The sequence below is a fragment of the Achromobacter sp. DMS1 genome (assembly GCF_001270295.1).
On record NZ_LHSJ01000137.1, the window covers coordinates 1 to 15,443 of the forward strand.

The 15,443-nt window shown below is 69.7% G+C and carries 11 protein-coding genes and 6 pseudogenes; 8 read left to right on the forward strand and 9 right to left on the reverse strand.

What is annotated here, in order from left to right; all coding sequences use genetic code 11:
* The first annotated feature begins 149 nt into the window (after positions 1-149).
* Positions 150-893 (forward strand): GNAT family N-acetyltransferase, encoded by a 744-nt coding sequence (locus tag AD428_RS15920; RefSeq protein WP_053245840.1) that lies wholly within the window; start codon positions 150-152, stop codon positions 891-893.
* Between the two features lie 74 nt (positions 894-967).
* Here AD428_RS15920 and AD428_RS15925 read toward each other — a convergent pair whose 3' ends face one another.
* The 4 genes and pseudogenes from AD428_RS15925 to AD428_RS15940 form a co-directional block, all read right to left on the reverse strand.
* Entirely contained in the window at positions 968-1,912 is a 945-nt protein-coding gene (locus tag AD428_RS15925; RefSeq protein WP_053245829.1) for a DMT family transporter, read from the reverse strand.
* Positions 1,912-2,247 (reverse strand): thioredoxin family protein, encoded by a 336-nt coding sequence (locus tag AD428_RS15930; protein ID WP_053245830.1) that lies wholly within the window; start codon positions 2,245-2,247, stop codon positions 1,912-1,914. The genes AD428_RS15925 and AD428_RS15930 overlap by 1 nt, the downstream gene beginning before the upstream one ends.
* 14 nt (positions 2,248-2,261) lie before the next feature.
* On the reverse strand, positions 2,262-3,527 hold the full coding sequence (locus AD428_RS15935) for a Zn-dependent hydrolase (protein WP_053245831.1): 1,266 nt from the start codon (positions 3,525-3,527) through the stop codon (positions 2,262-2,264).
* A gap of 54 nt (positions 3,528-3,581) precedes the next feature.
* A pseudogene (locus tag AD428_RS15940) lies at positions 3,582-4,390 on the reverse strand (enoyl-CoA hydratase/isomerase family protein).
* 199 nt (positions 4,391-4,589) lie between these two features.
* Between AD428_RS15940 and AD428_RS15945 the strand changes: the two are divergent.
* Positions 4,590-5,438 carry an SDR family oxidoreductase gene (locus tag AD428_RS15945; protein ID WP_053245841.1) on the forward strand — a complete coding sequence of 283 codons (849 nt, stop codon included), beginning with the start codon at positions 4,590-4,592 and terminating at the stop codon, positions 5,436-5,438.
* Here AD428_RS15945 and AD428_RS15950 read toward each other — a convergent pair.
* Entirely contained in the window at positions 5,402-6,139 is a 738-nt protein-coding gene (locus tag AD428_RS15950; RefSeq protein WP_053245832.1) for a TetR/AcrR family transcriptional regulator, read from the reverse strand. The genes AD428_RS15945 and AD428_RS15950 overlap by 37 nt on opposite strands.
* 110 nt (positions 6,140-6,249) lie before the next feature.
* Here AD428_RS15950 and AD428_RS15955 point away from each other — a divergent pair.
* The 6 genes and pseudogenes from AD428_RS15955 to AD428_RS25195 form a co-directional block, all read left to right on the forward strand.
* Positions 6,250-7,877, forward strand: a pseudogene (locus AD428_RS15955) (acyl-CoA synthetase).
* A gap of 164 nt (positions 7,878-8,041) precedes the next feature.
* Entirely contained in the window at positions 8,042-9,898 is a 1,857-nt protein-coding gene (locus AD428_RS15960; RefSeq protein ID WP_053245833.1) for a phosphoenolpyruvate carboxykinase (GTP), read from the forward strand.
* 2 nt (positions 9,899-9,900) lie between these two features.
* Positions 9,901-10,428, forward strand: a complete 528-nt coding sequence (locus tag AD428_RS15965; protein ID WP_053245834.1) for a DNA-deoxyinosine glycosylase — start codon at positions 9,901-9,903, stop codon at positions 10,426-10,428.
* 203 nt (positions 10,429-10,631) lie between these two features.
* Positions 10,632-11,228, forward strand: a pseudogene (locus AD428_RS25190) (cytochrome c-type biogenesis CcmF C-terminal domain-containing protein); the annotation flags it as partial.
* A gap of 37 nt (positions 11,229-11,265) precedes the next feature.
* Positions 11,266-11,786, forward strand: a pseudogene (locus tag AD428_RS15980) (DsbE family thiol:disulfide interchange protein).
* A pseudogene (locus tag AD428_RS25195) lies at positions 11,783-12,037 on the forward strand (cytochrome c-type biogenesis protein); the annotation flags it as partial. The pseudogenes AD428_RS15980 and AD428_RS25195, both read left to right, overlap by 4 nt.
* Before the next feature lie 5 nt (positions 12,038-12,042).
* Here the strand turns inward: AD428_RS25195 and AD428_RS29570 are convergent.
* The 4 genes and pseudogenes from AD428_RS29570 to cyoB all read right to left on the reverse strand — a co-directional run.
* Positions 12,043-12,102: pseudogene (locus AD428_RS29570) on the reverse strand (hypothetical protein); the annotation flags it as partial.
* Positions 12,103-12,175: 73 nt separating this feature from the next.
* Positions 12,176-12,622 carry a cytochrome o ubiquinol oxidase subunit IV gene (gene cyoD, locus AD428_RS15985; RefSeq protein WP_053245837.1) on the reverse strand — a complete coding sequence of 149 codons (447 nt, stop codon included), beginning with the start codon at positions 12,620-12,622 and terminating at the stop codon, positions 12,176-12,178.
* Positions 12,619-13,260 carry a cytochrome o ubiquinol oxidase subunit III gene (gene cyoC, locus AD428_RS15990; RefSeq protein ID WP_053245838.1) on the reverse strand — a complete coding sequence of 214 codons (642 nt, stop codon included), beginning with the start codon at positions 13,258-13,260 and terminating at the stop codon, positions 12,619-12,621. Before cyoC ends, cyoD begins: the two co-directional genes overlap by 4 nt.
* Positions 13,253-15,256: a cytochrome o ubiquinol oxidase subunit I gene (cyoB, locus tag AD428_RS15995; protein ID WP_053245839.1), complete on the reverse strand. Its 2,004-nt coding sequence runs from the start codon at positions 15,254-15,256 to the stop codon at positions 13,253-13,255. Before cyoB ends, cyoC begins: the two co-directional genes overlap by 8 nt.
* Between the last annotated feature and the right edge of the window lie 187 nt (positions 15,257-15,443).

Consider the following 15,443-nt stretch of genomic DNA (forward strand, 5'->3'; position numbering starts at 1 on the left):
CGCCCGGCCGGCGGTCGAGCGGGCTGGCGAGCAGGGCGGCGGAGGAGATCATGGCTCCATCGAATATCATTGTCGTGGCACTTTTTATGATGCCACGGTTTCGCTATCGTGCCTGCATGCGCCAGGCGCGCGCCAACCGGAAGAACGACGTGAAAGACTCTCCTGTCAGCCCAGTCCGCCTCAACGAATACCGGCAGCCCATCGGCCCGGATGTGCCCGGCTGGACGCCGCGCGCGCGTCCCCCGCGCGAGCCGGCGGCGGGCCGCTACTGCCGCCTGGAGCCGCTGTCGGCCGCGCGCCACGCGGCCGATCTATACCGCGCCTTCAGCCAGGCGCCCGACGGCCGCGACTGGACCTACATGGGCGTGGGGCCGTTCGCCAGCGAAGGGGACTACCGCGCCTTCGCCGAAAAGGCCGAGCGCGACGACGACCCGCTGCACCATGCCGTGATCGAACTGTCCACCGGCCGTGCCCTGGGCTCGCTGGCGCTGATGCGGGCAGACCCGGCGGCCGGCTCCATCGAGGTGGGTTTCGTCTCGTATTCGCCGGCGCTCAAGCGCACCCGCGCGGCCACCGAGGCCCAGTATTTGCTGATGCGGCGGGCCTTCGACGAGCTGGGCTACCGGCGCTACGAATGGAAGTGCGATGCGCTGAACGCGCCGTCGCGCTCGGCGGCGGCGCGGCTGGGGTTCCAGTACGAAGGCGTCTTCCGGCAGGCCACGGTCTACAAGGGCCGCAGCCGCGACACGGCCTGGTTTTCCATCATCGACCGCGAGTGGCCGGCGCTGCGCGCGGCGTACGAACGCTGGCTGGATCCCGCCAATTTCGACGCGGCGGGCGGCCAGCGGGCAACCCTGGCCCGCCTGATCGAGGAAGAAAAGGCGCGGCGCTAGGGCGTGTTGACGCTGAAAGGGGCCGTGCAAGGCGCCCGGGGCCTTGCGGCCGCGTCCGGCAGCCGCGCGGCGGATCAGTGCGCGCGGGCGCGCAGTTTCTCGCGCAGCAGCTCCGAGCCGCTTACCAGCGTGATGCCCGCCAGCACCAGCAGGGCCCCGGTCACGAAGGCGGCGTCCAGCGGTTCGTCCAGGATGAGCACGCCGAAGCTTACGCCGAAAATGGGCGTCATGAACGACAGCACCGACAGGCGCGAAGCCAGGTACCGCCGCAGCAGCCAGAACCAGGCCAGGTAACTGGTCAACGCGACCGCCACGGCCTGGAAGGCCACGCTGGCCACGGCCGGCGCGGTCGGGCGAAAACCCGCCTGGCCGGTGGCGGCGGCATAGCCGATCAGCACGACCGCGGCCAGCGCCATCTGGTAGAAGAGCGTCTTGGCGGGCGCCGCCTCGGACAGGGCGGTGCGGCGGATGGCCACGGTGGTCGAGCCCCACAGCAGGCCGGCCAGCAGGCCCATGGCGTCGCCCAGCAGCATGTCGGCAGACGACGCGGCCGGGTCGCCGCCCCTGCCCAGGAACGCGATGGCGATGCCGCCGAAGGCCACGGCCACGCCCGCCCACTGCAGGGGCTTCATGCGTTCTTCGGGCAGGAGCGCGTGCAGCCCCAGCGCGGCGAAGACGGGCGCGGTATAGAGGAACACCGACATGTGCGAGGCGGTGGTGAGGTTCAGCCCCAGCGCCACGAAGACGAATTCGGCCGCGAACAGCGCGCCCACCGCCAGGCCCGCGCCCAGCGTGCCGTCGGACAGGGCGCGCCAGCCTTCGGCGCGCCACACCACGCACGCCAGCACCAGCGCGGCGAAGGCCGAGCGCAGGCCGATCTGCATGATGGGCGACACATCGGCGGCCACCAGCTTGATGGCGATCTGCTGGAACCCCCAGCAGACGCACAGCGCCAGCATGGCGCTGGCGGCCAGCGCGTCCAGGGGCAGGCGGGCCGGGCGGGCCAGGGGCGCGGCCATCAGGGCAGCTCCGCCGGATAGCTGTCCAGCGCCAGGCCGATCTGCCGGCGCAAATCCCATTCGGCCAGCGCGGCCTGCACCGGACCGTAGAAGGCGCCGTCGCGCACGGCGTACATGGCGGGCAGGTGAAAGACCTCGTAGCGCTCGACCAGGCCGCCGTTTTCGCCGGCGTCCACCCAGCACAGGCGCTGCACCGGCAGCTCCAGGCGCGGCAGCTGTTCGCGCGCGATGCGGCAGTTGCCGCAGGTGCGGCTGTAAAACACCAGCAGCGACAGGCCGGGCGCGTCCAGCAGATAGCGGTCGGCGTTGCCGTCGTTGAGTTCGATTTCTTCCATGCGGCCTCGCAGGGTCAGGCGCCGGCCAGGCGGCGGTCCAGTTCCAGCACGGTTTCATACAGCACGCGGGTCCCGTCCAGCAATTGCTGTGGCGTGATCGCCTCTTCGGGGCAGTGGCTGCGGCCGTCCAGGCAGGGAATGAAGATCATGCCCACGGGGCCGGTGCTCGCCATGTAGACGGCGTCGTGGCCGGCGCCGCTGGGCAGCCGCATGGACGCGTAGCCCAGGCGGTCGGCCGCGGCCTGCACCGCATCCATGACCAGGGGCGCGCAATCGGTGGGCCGGGCGCGGCTCAGGGGCGCCATGTCCGCCTCCAGCCGCAGGGCGCGCAGATCCTGCGCCACCTCGGCCATGACCGCTTCCGGAAACGCCTCCAGCAGCGCGTCGCTGTCGCTGCGCACTTCCAGCGTCATTTCCACCCGGCCAGGCACGGCATTGGCGGCGTTGGGCGTGAGCGCCAGCCTGCCCACGGTGGCCACCACGTAATGCGGATTGCCGCTGGCCAGGCTGGCGCGGCGGTGCGCCGCCTCGATGACGCGCGCCGCGCCCACCAGGGCGTCGCGGCGGATGTCCATGGGCGTGGTGCCGGCGTGGTCGGGCTGCCCGCGCACCGTGATCTGCACCCGGCGGATGCCCACGATGTTGGTCACGACGCCGATGGGCAGGTCGCGCGATTCCAGCACGGGGCCCTGCTCGATGTGCAGTTCCACGAAGGCCGCGGTGCCGTCCGGACCGCGCAGCGGCGCGGAGAGGGCGGAGGGGTCGCCGCCGATGCGGGCGATGCCCGCGGCCAGCGTCTCGCCCTCGGGGTTGCGGGCCTGCAGCATGTCGGCCGAGAGCTGGCCGGCGAGCGCGCGGCTGCCGACACAGGAAATGCCGTAGTCGCTGGGCTCCTCGGAGAGAAAATCGATGACCTCGAAATCGTGCGCGAGCTGCACGCCGTGATCGCGCAGCGCATGGGCCACCTCGATGCCCGCCAGCACGCCGATGATGCCGTCGTAGCGGCCGCCGCTCATTACGGTGTCGCTGTGCGAGCCGGTGCTAATGGGCTTGCGGCGACCGTCCCGGCCGGGCAGCGTGCCCACCAGGTTGCCGCCGGCGTCCAGCCGCGTCCGCAGGCCGGCGGCCTCGAACTCGCGCCGCAGCCACAGGCGCGCCTCGTCGAACAGCGGCGTGAAGGCGCGGCGGGTCCAGGGCTGCCCGGGCAGCGTGTAGCGGGACAGGGTTTCGACGCGCGCCCAGAGGCGGTCCGCGTCCAGCGGGGGAAAAACGTGGGGCATGGCACTTCCTGAAAAATCGCCGCCGATTATGGCATGCGGCGGCAGGCCGCTCCGCTACCGCGGCGCCGCGCCGGGCGCGGCGGTCCAGGCCGGCCGGCGCTTTTCCAGGAAGGCGCTCACGCCTTCGCGCGCCTCGGCCGATTCGCGGATGGCCGCGATGCGCTCCACGGTATCGGCGATGAGGGCGCCGTCGATCGCGCGGCCGGCCACGTCGCGCAGCAGCCGCTTGCTGGCGCGCACCGCCTGCGGGCCGTTGCCGCACAGGGCGCGGCACACGCCTCGGCGCGCTCGGCCAGGGCCTCGGCCGGACAGGTTTCGTGGACCAGCCCCAGGCGCAGCGCGGTGCCGGCGTCGAAGCGCTCGGCCGTCAGGAAATAGCGCGACGCCGCGCGTTCGCCGATCGCGCGCAGCACGTAGGGGCTGATGGTGGCCGGCAGCAGCCCCAGCCTGGCTTCGGAGAGGCAGAAGTGGGCCGAGTCGGCCGCGATGGCGATGTCGCAGGCCGCCGCCAGCCCCATGCCGCCCGCATAGGCGTCGCCGTTGACGGCGGCCACGACCGGCTTGGGGCAGGACCACACCGCGTGCAGCATGTCGGCCAGGCGCACCGCGTCTTCGCGGTTCTGCTGGGGGGTGAGCGAGCCCATCTGGCGCATCCAGTTCAGGTCGCCGCCGGCGCAGAACGCCTTGCCCGCGCCGGTCAGCAGCAGCACGCGGACGGCTTCGTCGTCGGCCGCTTGCCGCACGGCCTGCGTCAGCGCGGCGATGAGGGTTTCGTCGAAGGCGTTGCGCACGTCGGGGCGGTTCAGGGTCAGCCGGGCCACCGGGCCTTCGCGCACGACGATCAGGGGCGGGTTGGGGCGCATCGCGGGTCTCCGTTTTGAATTTGTCTCAACTCTCCGTTCCCGGATGATAAGGGGGAAGGGGAAACCCGATGTTCGTTCAAAGGCGTCTCCGGGTCAAATATTGAGTTATCCTCAAAAAAACAAAGGAGCGAGACATGAGCAGGGATGCGGATCCGGCGCGCGCCCGGGCGCGCGCTACGCCTCGGTATTCCGGCCCGGGCTGTTCGAGGGGCGCACCGTCCTCGTGACGGGCGGCGGCAGCGGCCTGGGCCGCTGCACGGCGCACGAGCTGGCATCGCTGGGCGCCGGCCTGGCGCTGGTGGGCCGCAAGTCCGAGAAGCTGCAGGCGGTGCGCGACGAGATCGCCGGCATCTATCCCGAGGCGGCCGGCCGCCTCAGCGTGCATGCCTGCGACATCCGCGACGAGGCGGGCGTGCGCGCCACGGTGGGCGCGGCGCTGCAACGCCACGGCGCGCTCCACGGCCTTTTCAACTGCGCCGGCGGGCAGTTTCCCGCGCCCCTGGAGCGCATCAGCCACAACGGCTTCGACGCGGTGGTGCGCAACAACCTGCACGGCACGTTCCTGATGTCGCGCGAGGTGTACACGCAATACATGCGCGGGCACGGCGGCGCCATCGTGAACATGCTGGCCGACATCTGGGGCGGCATGCCGGGCATGGGGCATTCCGGGGCGGCGCGCGCGGGCGTCTGGAATCTCACCGAGACGGCCGCCTGCGAATGGGCGCACGCCGGCGTGCGGGTGAACGCCGTGGCGCCGGGCTGGATCGCCTCCAGCGGCATGGACAGCTACGACGAGGACTACCGGGCCGTGCTGCGCGGGCTGCGCGACAAGGTGCCGCTGTCGCGCTTCGGCACCGAAGCCGAGGTGGCGGCGGCCGTGGTGTTTCTGCTGTCGCCCGCGTCGGCCTTCATCAACGGCACGGTGATGCGCGTCGACGGCGGCGTGCCCAACGCGCGCCATTCATGGACGCTGGCCCCGGCCGAGCGCGGCGAGACTTTCGACGGGTTTCCTCAGTATGCGCCGCCGTCGCTGTTCTCGGAGGCATGAAAGCGGTGCAGCGCTTCTTCGACGTCGGCGCGAAAGCGCGCCAGCGCGAGCGTGTCGCGCGGCGGCGGCTGCAGGGCCTGCCAGAGGAAATCGGTGAGCTGGTCGGCCGTGGCCGCCACGTCCACGCGCCGCTCGCGCAGGATCGCGTCCCAGAGCACGTGCTCCATGGGGCCGTACACCGACGAGCGCAGCAGCCGCAGGGGCATGTCGCGGCGGATCTGCCCTTCGGCCTGGCCCTGGGCCAGGATGCGCATGAGCGGGGCGGTGTAGCGCCGCTGCAGCTGGGCGTAGATGTCGGCGAATTCGTCGTCGCGCGCGCGGCCTTCCGACAGGATGAACGCGCACAGGCCCGGCCCCTCCGCCAGCAGGTGGCGCAAGTGGGCGTGCACCAGGTAGCGCAGCCGGGCGCGCGTGCCCTGCACACGCGGCAGGTCGTCTTCGACCTTGGCGATGATCTCGTCGTACCAGTCGCTGATGACGCGCACGCAGAGTTCGCGCTTGCCGCCGAAGTACGTGAAGATGGTGGCTTCGGACACGCCCAGCCGCTGCGCGATCTCGGTGGTGGTGCCGGCCTGGAAGCCGGCTTCGGCGAATACCTGGCGGGCGGTGCGCAGGATGTCGCGGATGCGCTGCTCGGACTTGGCGCTGGCGGGCGCGCGGCGCATCGGGGTGCGGGGCGGCGGGGCGGCGGATTTTTCCATGCGTGGATGCATCGGTGCGGGAAAGGCGGGGCTTATTATTGGACTGCGGCGTCCATGGCGGCAAGCCGGCCTTCCGCTGATTTTTCATAACGACGATACGAGACAAGATCATGCTGTCCAGAGCGCAATCCTACACAACCCTGGTTTCCGGATTCCGTTGGGAGGTTCCGCAACGGTACAACATCGGCGTGGACGTCTGCGCCAAATGGGCCGACGGCAGCGGACGGCTGGCCCTCATCTACGAGAAGAGCGACGGTTCCCAGGCGCGCTACAGTTTCGACGACATCCACGAGCAGTCCAATCGCCTGGCCCGCAGCCTGGAGCGCAACGGCGTGCGGCGCGGCGACCGGGTGGCGGTGTACCTGCCGCAGGCCCCCGAAACCGCCGTGACGCACATCGCCGTCTACAAGATGGGCGCGGTGGCCGTGCCGCTCTTCACCCTGTTCGGCGTGGACGCCATTCAGTACCGGCTGCAGAACAGCGGCGCGGCCGCGCTGGTGACGGACGCCGAGGGCGTGCGCCGGCTGGCGCAGATCCGCGACAGCCTGCCCGACCTCAAGGTGGTGTACTGCGTGGACGGGCCGGTTGCCGGCGGCCAGGCGCTGTCGTTCCACGACGCGCTGGCCGCCGAAAGCGGCGATTACACCGCCGTCGACACCGCGGCCGACGACCCGGCCGTCATCATCTACACCTCGGGCACCACGGGCAAGCCCAAGGGCGCGCTGCACGCGCACCGCGTGCTGCTCGGCCACCTGCCGGGGGTGGAGATGTCGCACGAGTTCTTTCCCGAGCACGCCCGCCTCATGTGGACGCCCGCCGACTGGGCATGGATCGGCGGCTTGCTGGACGTGCTGCTGCCGTCCTGGCACCACGGCGTGCCGGTGCTGGCGCGGCGCTTCGAGAAGTTCGACGGCGAGTCCGCCTTCGACCTGATGGCGCGCCATGGCGTCACCCACACCTTCCTGCCGCCCACGGCCCTGAAGATGATGCGCGCTTCGGCGCGCCGGCGGCCGGCAGCCTCGGCCTGCGCTCGGTGGCCAGCGGCGGCGAGTCGCTGGGCGCGGAACTCATCGACTGGGGGCGGCGCGTGCTGGGCGTGACCATCAACGAGTTCTACGGGCAGACCGAGTGCAACATGCTGGTGTCTTCGTGCTCGTCGCTGTTCGAGCCGCGCATCGGCTCCATCGGCCGCGCGGTGCCCGGCCACCGCGTGGACATCGTGGACGACGCGGGCCGCCTCCTGCCCGACGGCGAAGAGGGCAACATCGGCGTGCTGCGGCCCGATCCGGTCATGTTCCTCGGATACTGGAACAACCCCGAGGCCACCCGGGAAAAGTTCGCGGGCGAGTACCTGCTGACCGGCGACCAGGGCGTGCGCGACGCCGACGGGTTCATCCGCTTCGTGGGCCGCAAGGACGACGTGATCACCAGCGCGGGCTACCGCATCGGCCCGGCGCCGATCGAAGACTGCCTCATTTCGCATCCGGCGGTGCGGATGGCCGCGGTGGTGGGCATGCCGGATGCGCAGCGCACGGAGATCGTGGCCGCCTTCGTCGTGCTCAACGACGGCTACGAGGGCAGCGACGAGCTGGCCCGCGCGCTGCAGGATCACGTGCGCACCCGGCTGGCGGCGCACGAGTATCCGCGCCTCATCCGGTTTGTAACCAGTTTGCCCACCACGGCCACCGGAAAGATCATCCGCAAGGCGCTGCGCGATGCCAGCGCCGGCCAGGGCTGACGGCGCGCACGCCCCCGCGGGGCCGTCTCAACCCGTGACAAACTCCCCCATAAGGATGGGTTGACGGGCAGCCCTGCGCTGCCGGTATGATGGCCTCACACACGATGCGGCCGCCTCCGGTTGGGGGCCGCATCATCCCTATTCTTTGTATGGAGACAGGTCCGATGAATAAGCCTTTGGATGGGGGACTGGCAGCCTTGAACGTGCCCGCCTGGGTGCGGCACCGCGGTCTGGTCGACTGGGTTGCCCGCATCGCCGCCCTGGCCAAGCCCGATCGCGTCGTATGGTGCGACGGTTCGCAGCAGGAGTACGACCGGCTGTGCCAGGAAATGGTCGAGGCCGGCACGCTGCGCAGGCTCAACCCCGCCAAGCGGCCGAATTCCTATCTGGCCTGGTCCGATCCCTCGGACGTGGCCCGCGTCGAAGACCGTACGTTCATCTGTTCCGACCGTCCCGAAGATGCCGGACCCACGAACAACTGGTCCGACCCGGCCGAAATGCGCGACACGCTCAACGGGCTGTTCGACGGCGCCATGCGCGGCCGCACCATGTACGTGGTGCCGTTCTCCATGGGACCGCTGGGTTCGGACATCGCCCACATCGGCGTGGAGCTGTCCGACAGCCCCTATGTGGTTGCCAATATGCGCATCATGACGCGCATGGGCAAGCAGGTCTACGAAGTGCTGGGCACGGACGGCGAGTTCGTGCCCTGCGTGCATTCGGTGGGCAGGCCGCTCGAACCGGGCGAGGCGGACGTGCCCTGGCCCTGCAACCCCACCAAGTACATCGTGCATTTTCCCCAGACCCGCGAAATCTGGAGCTACGGCTCGGGCTATGGCGGCAACGCGCTGCTGGGCAAGAAATGCTTCGCGCTGCGCATCGCCTCCACCATGGGACGCGACCAGGGCTGGCTGGCCGAGCACATGCTCATCCTGGGCGTGACCTCGCCCAAGGGCCGCAAGTACCACGTGGCCGCCGCCTTTCCGTCCGCCTGCGGCAAGACCAACTTCGCCATGCTGATCCCGCCGCAGGGCATGGACGGCTGGAAAGTCACCACCATCGGCGACGACATCGCCTGGATCAAGCCCAGCGCCGACGGCCGCCTGCGCGCCATCAACCCCGAGGCCGGCTATTTCGGCGTGGCCCCGGGCACCAGCGAGCAGACCAACTTCAACGCCATGGCCACGCTCAAGGCCAACGTCATCTTCACCAACGTGGCGCTCACCGACGACGGCGACGTCTGGTGGGAAGGCATGACCGACACGCCGCCCGCCCATCTCACCGACTGGCAGGGCCAAGACTGGACGCCCGCCATCGCGCGCGAAACCGGACGCAAGGCCGCGCATCCCAATGCGCGCTTCACGGCGCCGGCCTCGCAGTGCCCCTCCATCGACCCCGAATGGGAGAACCCGGAAGGCGTGGTCATCGACGCCTTCATCTTCGGCGGACGGCGCTCCACCACGGTTCCGCTCGTCACCGAGGCGCGCAACTGGGTCGAGGGCGTCTACATGGCCGCCACCATGGGCTCCGAAACCACCGCCGCCGCCGCGGGGCAGCAGGGCGTGGTGCGGCGCGATCCGTTCGCCATGCTGCCGTTCTGCGGCTACAACATGAGCGACTACTTCGCGCATTGGCTCAAGCTGGGCCGCCAGCTCGAAGACGCCGGCGCCACGCTGCCCCGCATCTACTGCGTGAACTGGTTCCGCAAGGGGCCCGACGGCAAGTTCGTATGGCCGGGCTTCGGCGAGAACATGCGCGTGCTGCGCTGGATGCTGGGCCGCATCGACGGCGAGGCCCAGGGCGTGGACCAGGTCTTCGGCGTGTCGCCGCGCTATGGCGACATCGACTGGACCGGGCTGGAATTCAGCCCCGACAAGTTCGAGCAGATCATGTCCGTCGACGCCGACGCCTGGCGCCGCGAACTGGCGCTGCACGAAGAACTCTTCGGCCAGCTCGCCCAGCGGCTGCCCGAAGACCTGCCCGAAGCCAAGGCCCGCATCGAAAGCCGGCTGGCGGCGTAGGGGTGGACGCGCCGCCCTCCCGCGGCGCGGTCCAGGGCTTCGCTCCCGTGGCCGCGCCGGATGCGCGGATCCTGGTGCTGGGGTCCATGCCCGGGGTCGCGTCGCTGCGGCGCGCGCAGTACTACGCGCATCCGCGCAATGCGTTCTGGCCCATCGCGGCGGACGCGCTGGGCTTCGATGCCGCGCTGCATTACGACGCCCGGCTGCGGGCGCTGCGGGCGGCCGGCGTGGCGTTGTGGGACGTGCTTGCCGGCTGCGTGCGCCCCGGCAGCCTGGACGCCGACATCCGCCGCGAGGGCCTGGCGCCCAATGATTTTCCGGCGTTTCTGGCGGCGCATGCCGGCATACGGCGCATCTGCTTCAACGGAGTCAAGGCGGCGGCGCTTTTCGCGCGGCATGTGCGGCCCGCGTTGCCGCCGCGGGCGCAGGCCCTGGAATTCGTGGTGCTGCCGTCCACCAGTCCGGCGCATGCGGCCATGCCTTACGAAGAAAAACGCCGGCGCTGGCGCGAGGCGCTGACCGGCGTCTGAGCCGGCCCGGGCGGGCCTCGGCAGGCCCGGGAAACGGACCCGGCAAGGCCGCGGCGCAGAGCTGCGGGCGTTTCCCGGCGGCCCTAGCGCGCGCCCGCGCCTTCGGCGGGGCCTGCCTTCAGTTCCAGCCCCTCGGCGGGCACCGGCACGTTTTCCACGATGCCGGCCAGGTCGCCCGGCTGCGCCATGGCGTTGCCGCTGCNGTGGCTGGCGGCGTGGTCCGTCGCCAGCGCCTGGACGCATGCCTGGCAACGGCTCACCGACGGCGACGGACGCTGGGCGCTGCGGCTGCGCCGCCAGCCGCGCGCCTGGTACGGCATGCTGCTGGCCCATGCGGGGGTGGGCGTGTTCATCGCCGGCGTCACGCTCGCCAACGGCTACGAGGACCGGCAGGAACTCAAGCTGGAAATCGGCGCAAGCGCGCAGGCCGGCGGCTACCGCTATCTCTTCGAAAGCGTGGGGCCGGCCGCCGGCCCCAACTACAGCGCCCAGCGCGCCGTGTTCCGCGTCACGCGCGACGGCGGCCGGCGGTCACGCTCTACCCCGAGAAACGCCTCTACACGGTGCAGAACATGGCGCTCAGCCAGGCCGGCATCGACAGCGGCTTCACGTGCCCGACCTGTTCGTGGCGCTGGGCGAGCCGGTGGGCGCGCAAGCCTGGACCGTGCGCATCCAGGTCAAGCCTTTCATGGCCTGGATCTGGGGCGGCTGCCTGTTGATGGCCGCGGGCGGCGTGGCTGGCCGCCGCCGACCGGCGCTACCGGCAGGCCCGCGCGGCGACGCATCGCAGCGCCTGCGCCCGGCCTCGCTGCCGGCCTCGGCGCGGGAGGGCGGCTGATGCGCCGCACCCTGCTGCCCCTGGCCGTGTTCTGGGCCTGGCGCTGCTGCTGGGCATGGGCCTCGCGCGCGATCCGCGCGTGGTGCCCTCCGCGCTCATCGACCACCCCGCCCCGCCCATCGGGCTGCCCTTGCTGCAGGCCCCGGAACAGCGGCTGGAGGTGCAGTCCCTGCGCGGACAGGTGTGGCTGCTCAATGTATGGGCCTCGTGGTGCGAACCCTGCCGCCAGGAACTGCCCGTGCTGCGCGACCTCGGCCAGCGCGCCGGCATTCCCATCTACGGCCTGAACTACAAGGACGACCCCCGGGCCGCGGCCGAATGGCTGCGGCGCAACGGCAACCCCTACCGCGCCTCGGCCAGCGACACCGACGGCCGGGTCGGCATCGAGTACGGCGTGTATGGCGTGCCGGAAACCTTTCTCATCGACGGCAACGGCCGCATCCGCTACAAGCAGCTCGGCGTCATCACGCCCGGCATCTGGGAAAAGCGCCTGCTGCCGATAATAGAGGCGCTGCGATGAAAACCTGGCCCGCCCTGCTGCTCTGCCTGGCGCTGTTCGGCCCCTCGCCCGCGCCCGCGGCCCCCGGCGCGCCGGCCGACGCCGCGCTGCGCGAACGGGCCGACCGGCTCGCGCACGGCCTGCGTTGCATGGTGTGCCAGAACCAGACCCTGGCCGAATCGAACGCGCCGCTGGCGCGCGACATGCGCCGGATCATCCGAGACCAGCTCGCGCAGGGCCGCAGCGATGAGGAGATCATGCGCTTCTTCCAGGCCAGCCGGTGCACCTGCCAGGTGCCCAGGGCGCAAAAGCCGGTAAACAGGACGGCCGCGATCACGGCCAGAACGAGCAGCCGGGCGCGGTGCGGGGCGCGCGCGGTGCGCCGCCCGGGGACTTCTCGGTTGCTGCGGTCAAGGCATATTCCGCATGTCGTGTATCGACGCGGGCATCATGTTGGAGTTGAGGTGGTACATGATCCAGATGGAGCCGCTGAGGGTAATCACAACGAGCACCAGCGTGAAGATCAGCGCGAGCATATTCCAGCCGCTCTCGGACTTGGCGTCCAGGTGCAGGAAATACACAATATGTACCACGATCTGCACCACCGCGAAGGCGAGGATCACCAGCGCGGTCACGCGCGAGCTGTCGAACACGCGGTTCATCACCAGCCAGAACGGTATGGCGGTCAGGATGGCCGCCAGCACGAAGCCCGTGACGTAGCCCTTGAAGGTGCCGTGCGGGCCGTCGTCCTCGCCGTGCCCGTCATGGCCGCCGTGGCCGCCATGGCCGTGATCTGCCGCGTGCTGCATGCCGTGGGCCTGGCTCAGGTTGGCCATGTGATCGGTGCGTACGGTCATGGCAGCACTCCCATGAGATAGACGAAGGTGAACACGCCCACCCAGATCAGGTCCAGGAAGTGCCAGAACAGCGACAGGCACATCAGGCGCCGGCGGTTGGCCGGGATCAGGCCGTGCAGCTGCACCTGGACCATCATCGTCACCAGCCACACGATGCCGAAGGTGACGTGCAGGCCGTGGGTGCCGACCAGCGTGAAAAACGACGACAGGAACGCGCTGCGCTGCGGCCCCGCGCCCTCATGGATGAGGTGAGCGAACTCGTAGAGCTCCAGGCCCAGGAAGCCCGCGCCCAGCAGGCCCGTGACCGCCAGCCAGCCCTGCGTCGCGCCGATCCGGTTGCGGCGCATTTCGAGCATGGCGAAGCCGTAGGTGATGGACGAGAGCAGCAGCAGCGAGGTGTTCACCGCCACCAGCGGCAGGTCGAACAGGTCGGCCCCGGACGGGCCCGCCGCGTAGCTGCGCCCCAGCACGCCGTAAGTGGCGAACAGGCAGGCGAAGACGAGACAGTCGCTCATCAGGTACACCCAGAAGCCCAGCAGGGTTCCGTTCTGCGGGTGGTGCTCGCCTTCGACGTGGAAACTCAGCGGCTGCGGCGGCGTCTGGCCGCCGGTGAGAGGGGGCGCGTAGGTATCAGACATGTTTGCTCAGGAGCTGGGTTCGGGCGGCTTCGCAACGGACGACTTCCTCGGCCGGCACGTAGTAGTCGCGCTGGTAGTTGAAGGTATGGACGATGGAAACCAGGATCAGCGCGGCGAACGAAACCGCCGCCAGCGGCCACATGTGCCAGATCAGCGCGAAGCCCATCACCACGCTGATGGCGGCCAGCACGATGCCGGCCCAGGTGTTCTTGGGCATGTGGATGGGAATGAAGCCCTGCTGCGGCCGCTGGTAGCCGCATTGCTTCATCTGCCACCAGGCGTCCAGGTCGTGCACCCGCGGGGTGAAGGCGAAGTTGTAGGCGGGCGGCGGCGACGAGGTGGACCATTCCAGCGTGCGGCCGTTCCAGGGGTCGCCGGTGACGTCGCGCAGTTCATGGCGGCGCCGGTAGCTCACCACGAGCTGGATCAGGAAGCACGCGATGCCGATGGCGATCAGGCCCGCGCCCACCGCCGCGATCTGGAACCAGATCTGCAGCGAGGCGTCCTCGAAATGGCTGAGGCGGCGCGTCACGCCCATGAGCCCCAGCACGTACAGTGGCATGAAGGCCACGTAGAAACCCACCAGCCAGAACCAGAACGAGCACTTGCCCCAGAACGGATCGAGCTTGTAGCCGAAGGCTTTGGGGAACCAGTAGGTGATGCCCGCCATCAGGCCGAACAGCACGCCGCCGATGATGACGTTATGGAAGTGCGCGATCAGGAACAGGCTGTTGTGCAGCGCGAAGTCGGCGGGCGGCACGGCCAGCAGCACGCCCGTCATGCCGCCGATCACGAAGGTGACCATGAAGCCCACCGTCCAGAGCATGGGCACCTCGAAGCGGATGCGGCCGCGGTACATGGTGAACAGCCAGTTGAAGATCTTCGCACCCGTGGGAATGGAGATGATCATCGTCGTGATCCCGAAGAACGAGTTCACGCTGGCGCCCGAGCCCATGGTGAAGAAGTGGTGCAGCCACACCAGGTACGACAGCACCGTGATCACCACCGACGCGTACACCATGGACGCATAGCCGAAGAGCCGCTTGCCGCAGTAGGTGGACACCACCTCCGAGAATACGCCGAAGGCCGGCAGGATCAGGATGTACACCTCGGGGTGGCCCCAGATCCAGATCAGGTTCACGTACATCATGGCGTTGCCGCCGAAGTCCGCCGTAAAGAAATTGGTGCCCACGTAGCGGTCCATGGAGAGCAGCGCCAGCACCGCCGTCAGCACGGGGAAGGCGGCCACGATGAGCACGTTGGTGCACAGCGCGGTCCAGGTAAACACGGGCATGCGCATCAGCGTCATGCCGGGCGCGCGCATCTTCACGATGGTGACCATGAGGTTGACGCCCGACAGCAGCGTGCCCACCCCCGCGATCTGCAAGGCCCATATGTAGTAATCGACCCCCACGTCGGGACTGTGCAGAATGCCGGACAGCGGGGGATAGGCCAGCCACCCGGTGCGCGCGAATTCGCCCACGAAGAGCGACATCATCACCAGAACGGCGCCGCCGGTGGTCATCCAGAAGCTGAAATTGTTCAGGAAGGGGAAGGCCACGTCGCGCGCGCCGATCTGCAGCGGCACGATGTAGTTCATGAGCCCGGTGACCAGCGGCATGGCCACGAAGAAGATCATGATGACGCCGTGCGCGGTGAAGATCTGGTCGTAGTGATGCGGCGGCAGGTAGCCCAGCGAATCGCCGAAGGCGATGGCCTGCTGCAGCCGCATCATGATGGCGTCGGCGAAGCCCCGCAGCAGCATCACGATGCCCAGCACCATGTACATGATGCCGATCTTCTTGTGGTCGATGCTGGTGAACCACTCCCGCCACAGGTAGCCCCACTTGCCGTAATAGGTGATGGCGCCCAGCAGCGCCAGCCCGCCCAGCGCCACGGCGGCGAAAGTGGCCAGCAGTATAGGCTCGTGGTACGGAATCGCTTCCCAGGTCAGGCGACCGAAGAAGAGCTTGGTGAGGTCGGAGTGCTCAGTCATCTCGCTTCCCGTATAGAACCCAGGTTCGACATCGCGCCGCGCGGACGGCGCCTGCGGCCGGTCGCTACATCACCAGATCCGCCCCGGAAGTGCACATGGCGCCCACGTACCTGCGCACCGGCGCCTGTTGCAGGCCCAGCCGCTCGCGCGTGGCGGCGTCCAGGCTGGTGACGTTGTGCGCGGCCGG

Excerpts from the sequence above, each read along its gene's own strand:
- AD428_RS15925 (WP_053245829.1), bottom strand. The coding sequence starts at position 1,912 with ATGGCCGCGCCCCTGGCCCGCCCGGCCCGCCTGCCCCTGGACGCGCTG.
- AD428_RS15930 (WP_053245830.1), bottom strand. The coding sequence starts at position 2,247 with ATGGAAGAAATCGAACTCAACGACGGCAACGCCGACCGCTATCTGCTG.
- AD428_RS15935 (WP_053245831.1), bottom strand. The coding sequence starts at position 3,527 with ATGCCCCACGTTTTTCCCCCGCTGGACGCGGACCGCCTCTGGGCGCGC.
- AD428_RS15950 (WP_053245832.1), bottom strand. The coding sequence starts at position 6,139 with ATGGAAAAATCCGCCGCCCCGCCGCCCCGCACCCCGATGCGCCGCGCG.
- AD428_RS15960 (WP_053245833.1), top strand. The coding sequence starts at position 8,042 with ATGAATAAGCCTTTGGATGGGGGACTGGCAGCCTTGAACGTGCCCGCC.
- cyoD (WP_053245837.1), bottom strand. The coding sequence starts at position 12,622 with ATGACCGTACGCACCGATCACATGGCCAACCTGAGCCAGGCCCACGGC.
- cyoC (WP_053245838.1), bottom strand. The coding sequence starts at position 13,260 with ATGTCTGATACCTACGCGCCCCCTCTCACCGGCGGCCAGACGCCGCCG.
- cyoB (WP_053245839.1), bottom strand. The coding sequence starts at position 15,256 with ATGACTGAGCACTCCGACCTCACCAAGCTCTTCTTCGGTCGCCTGACC.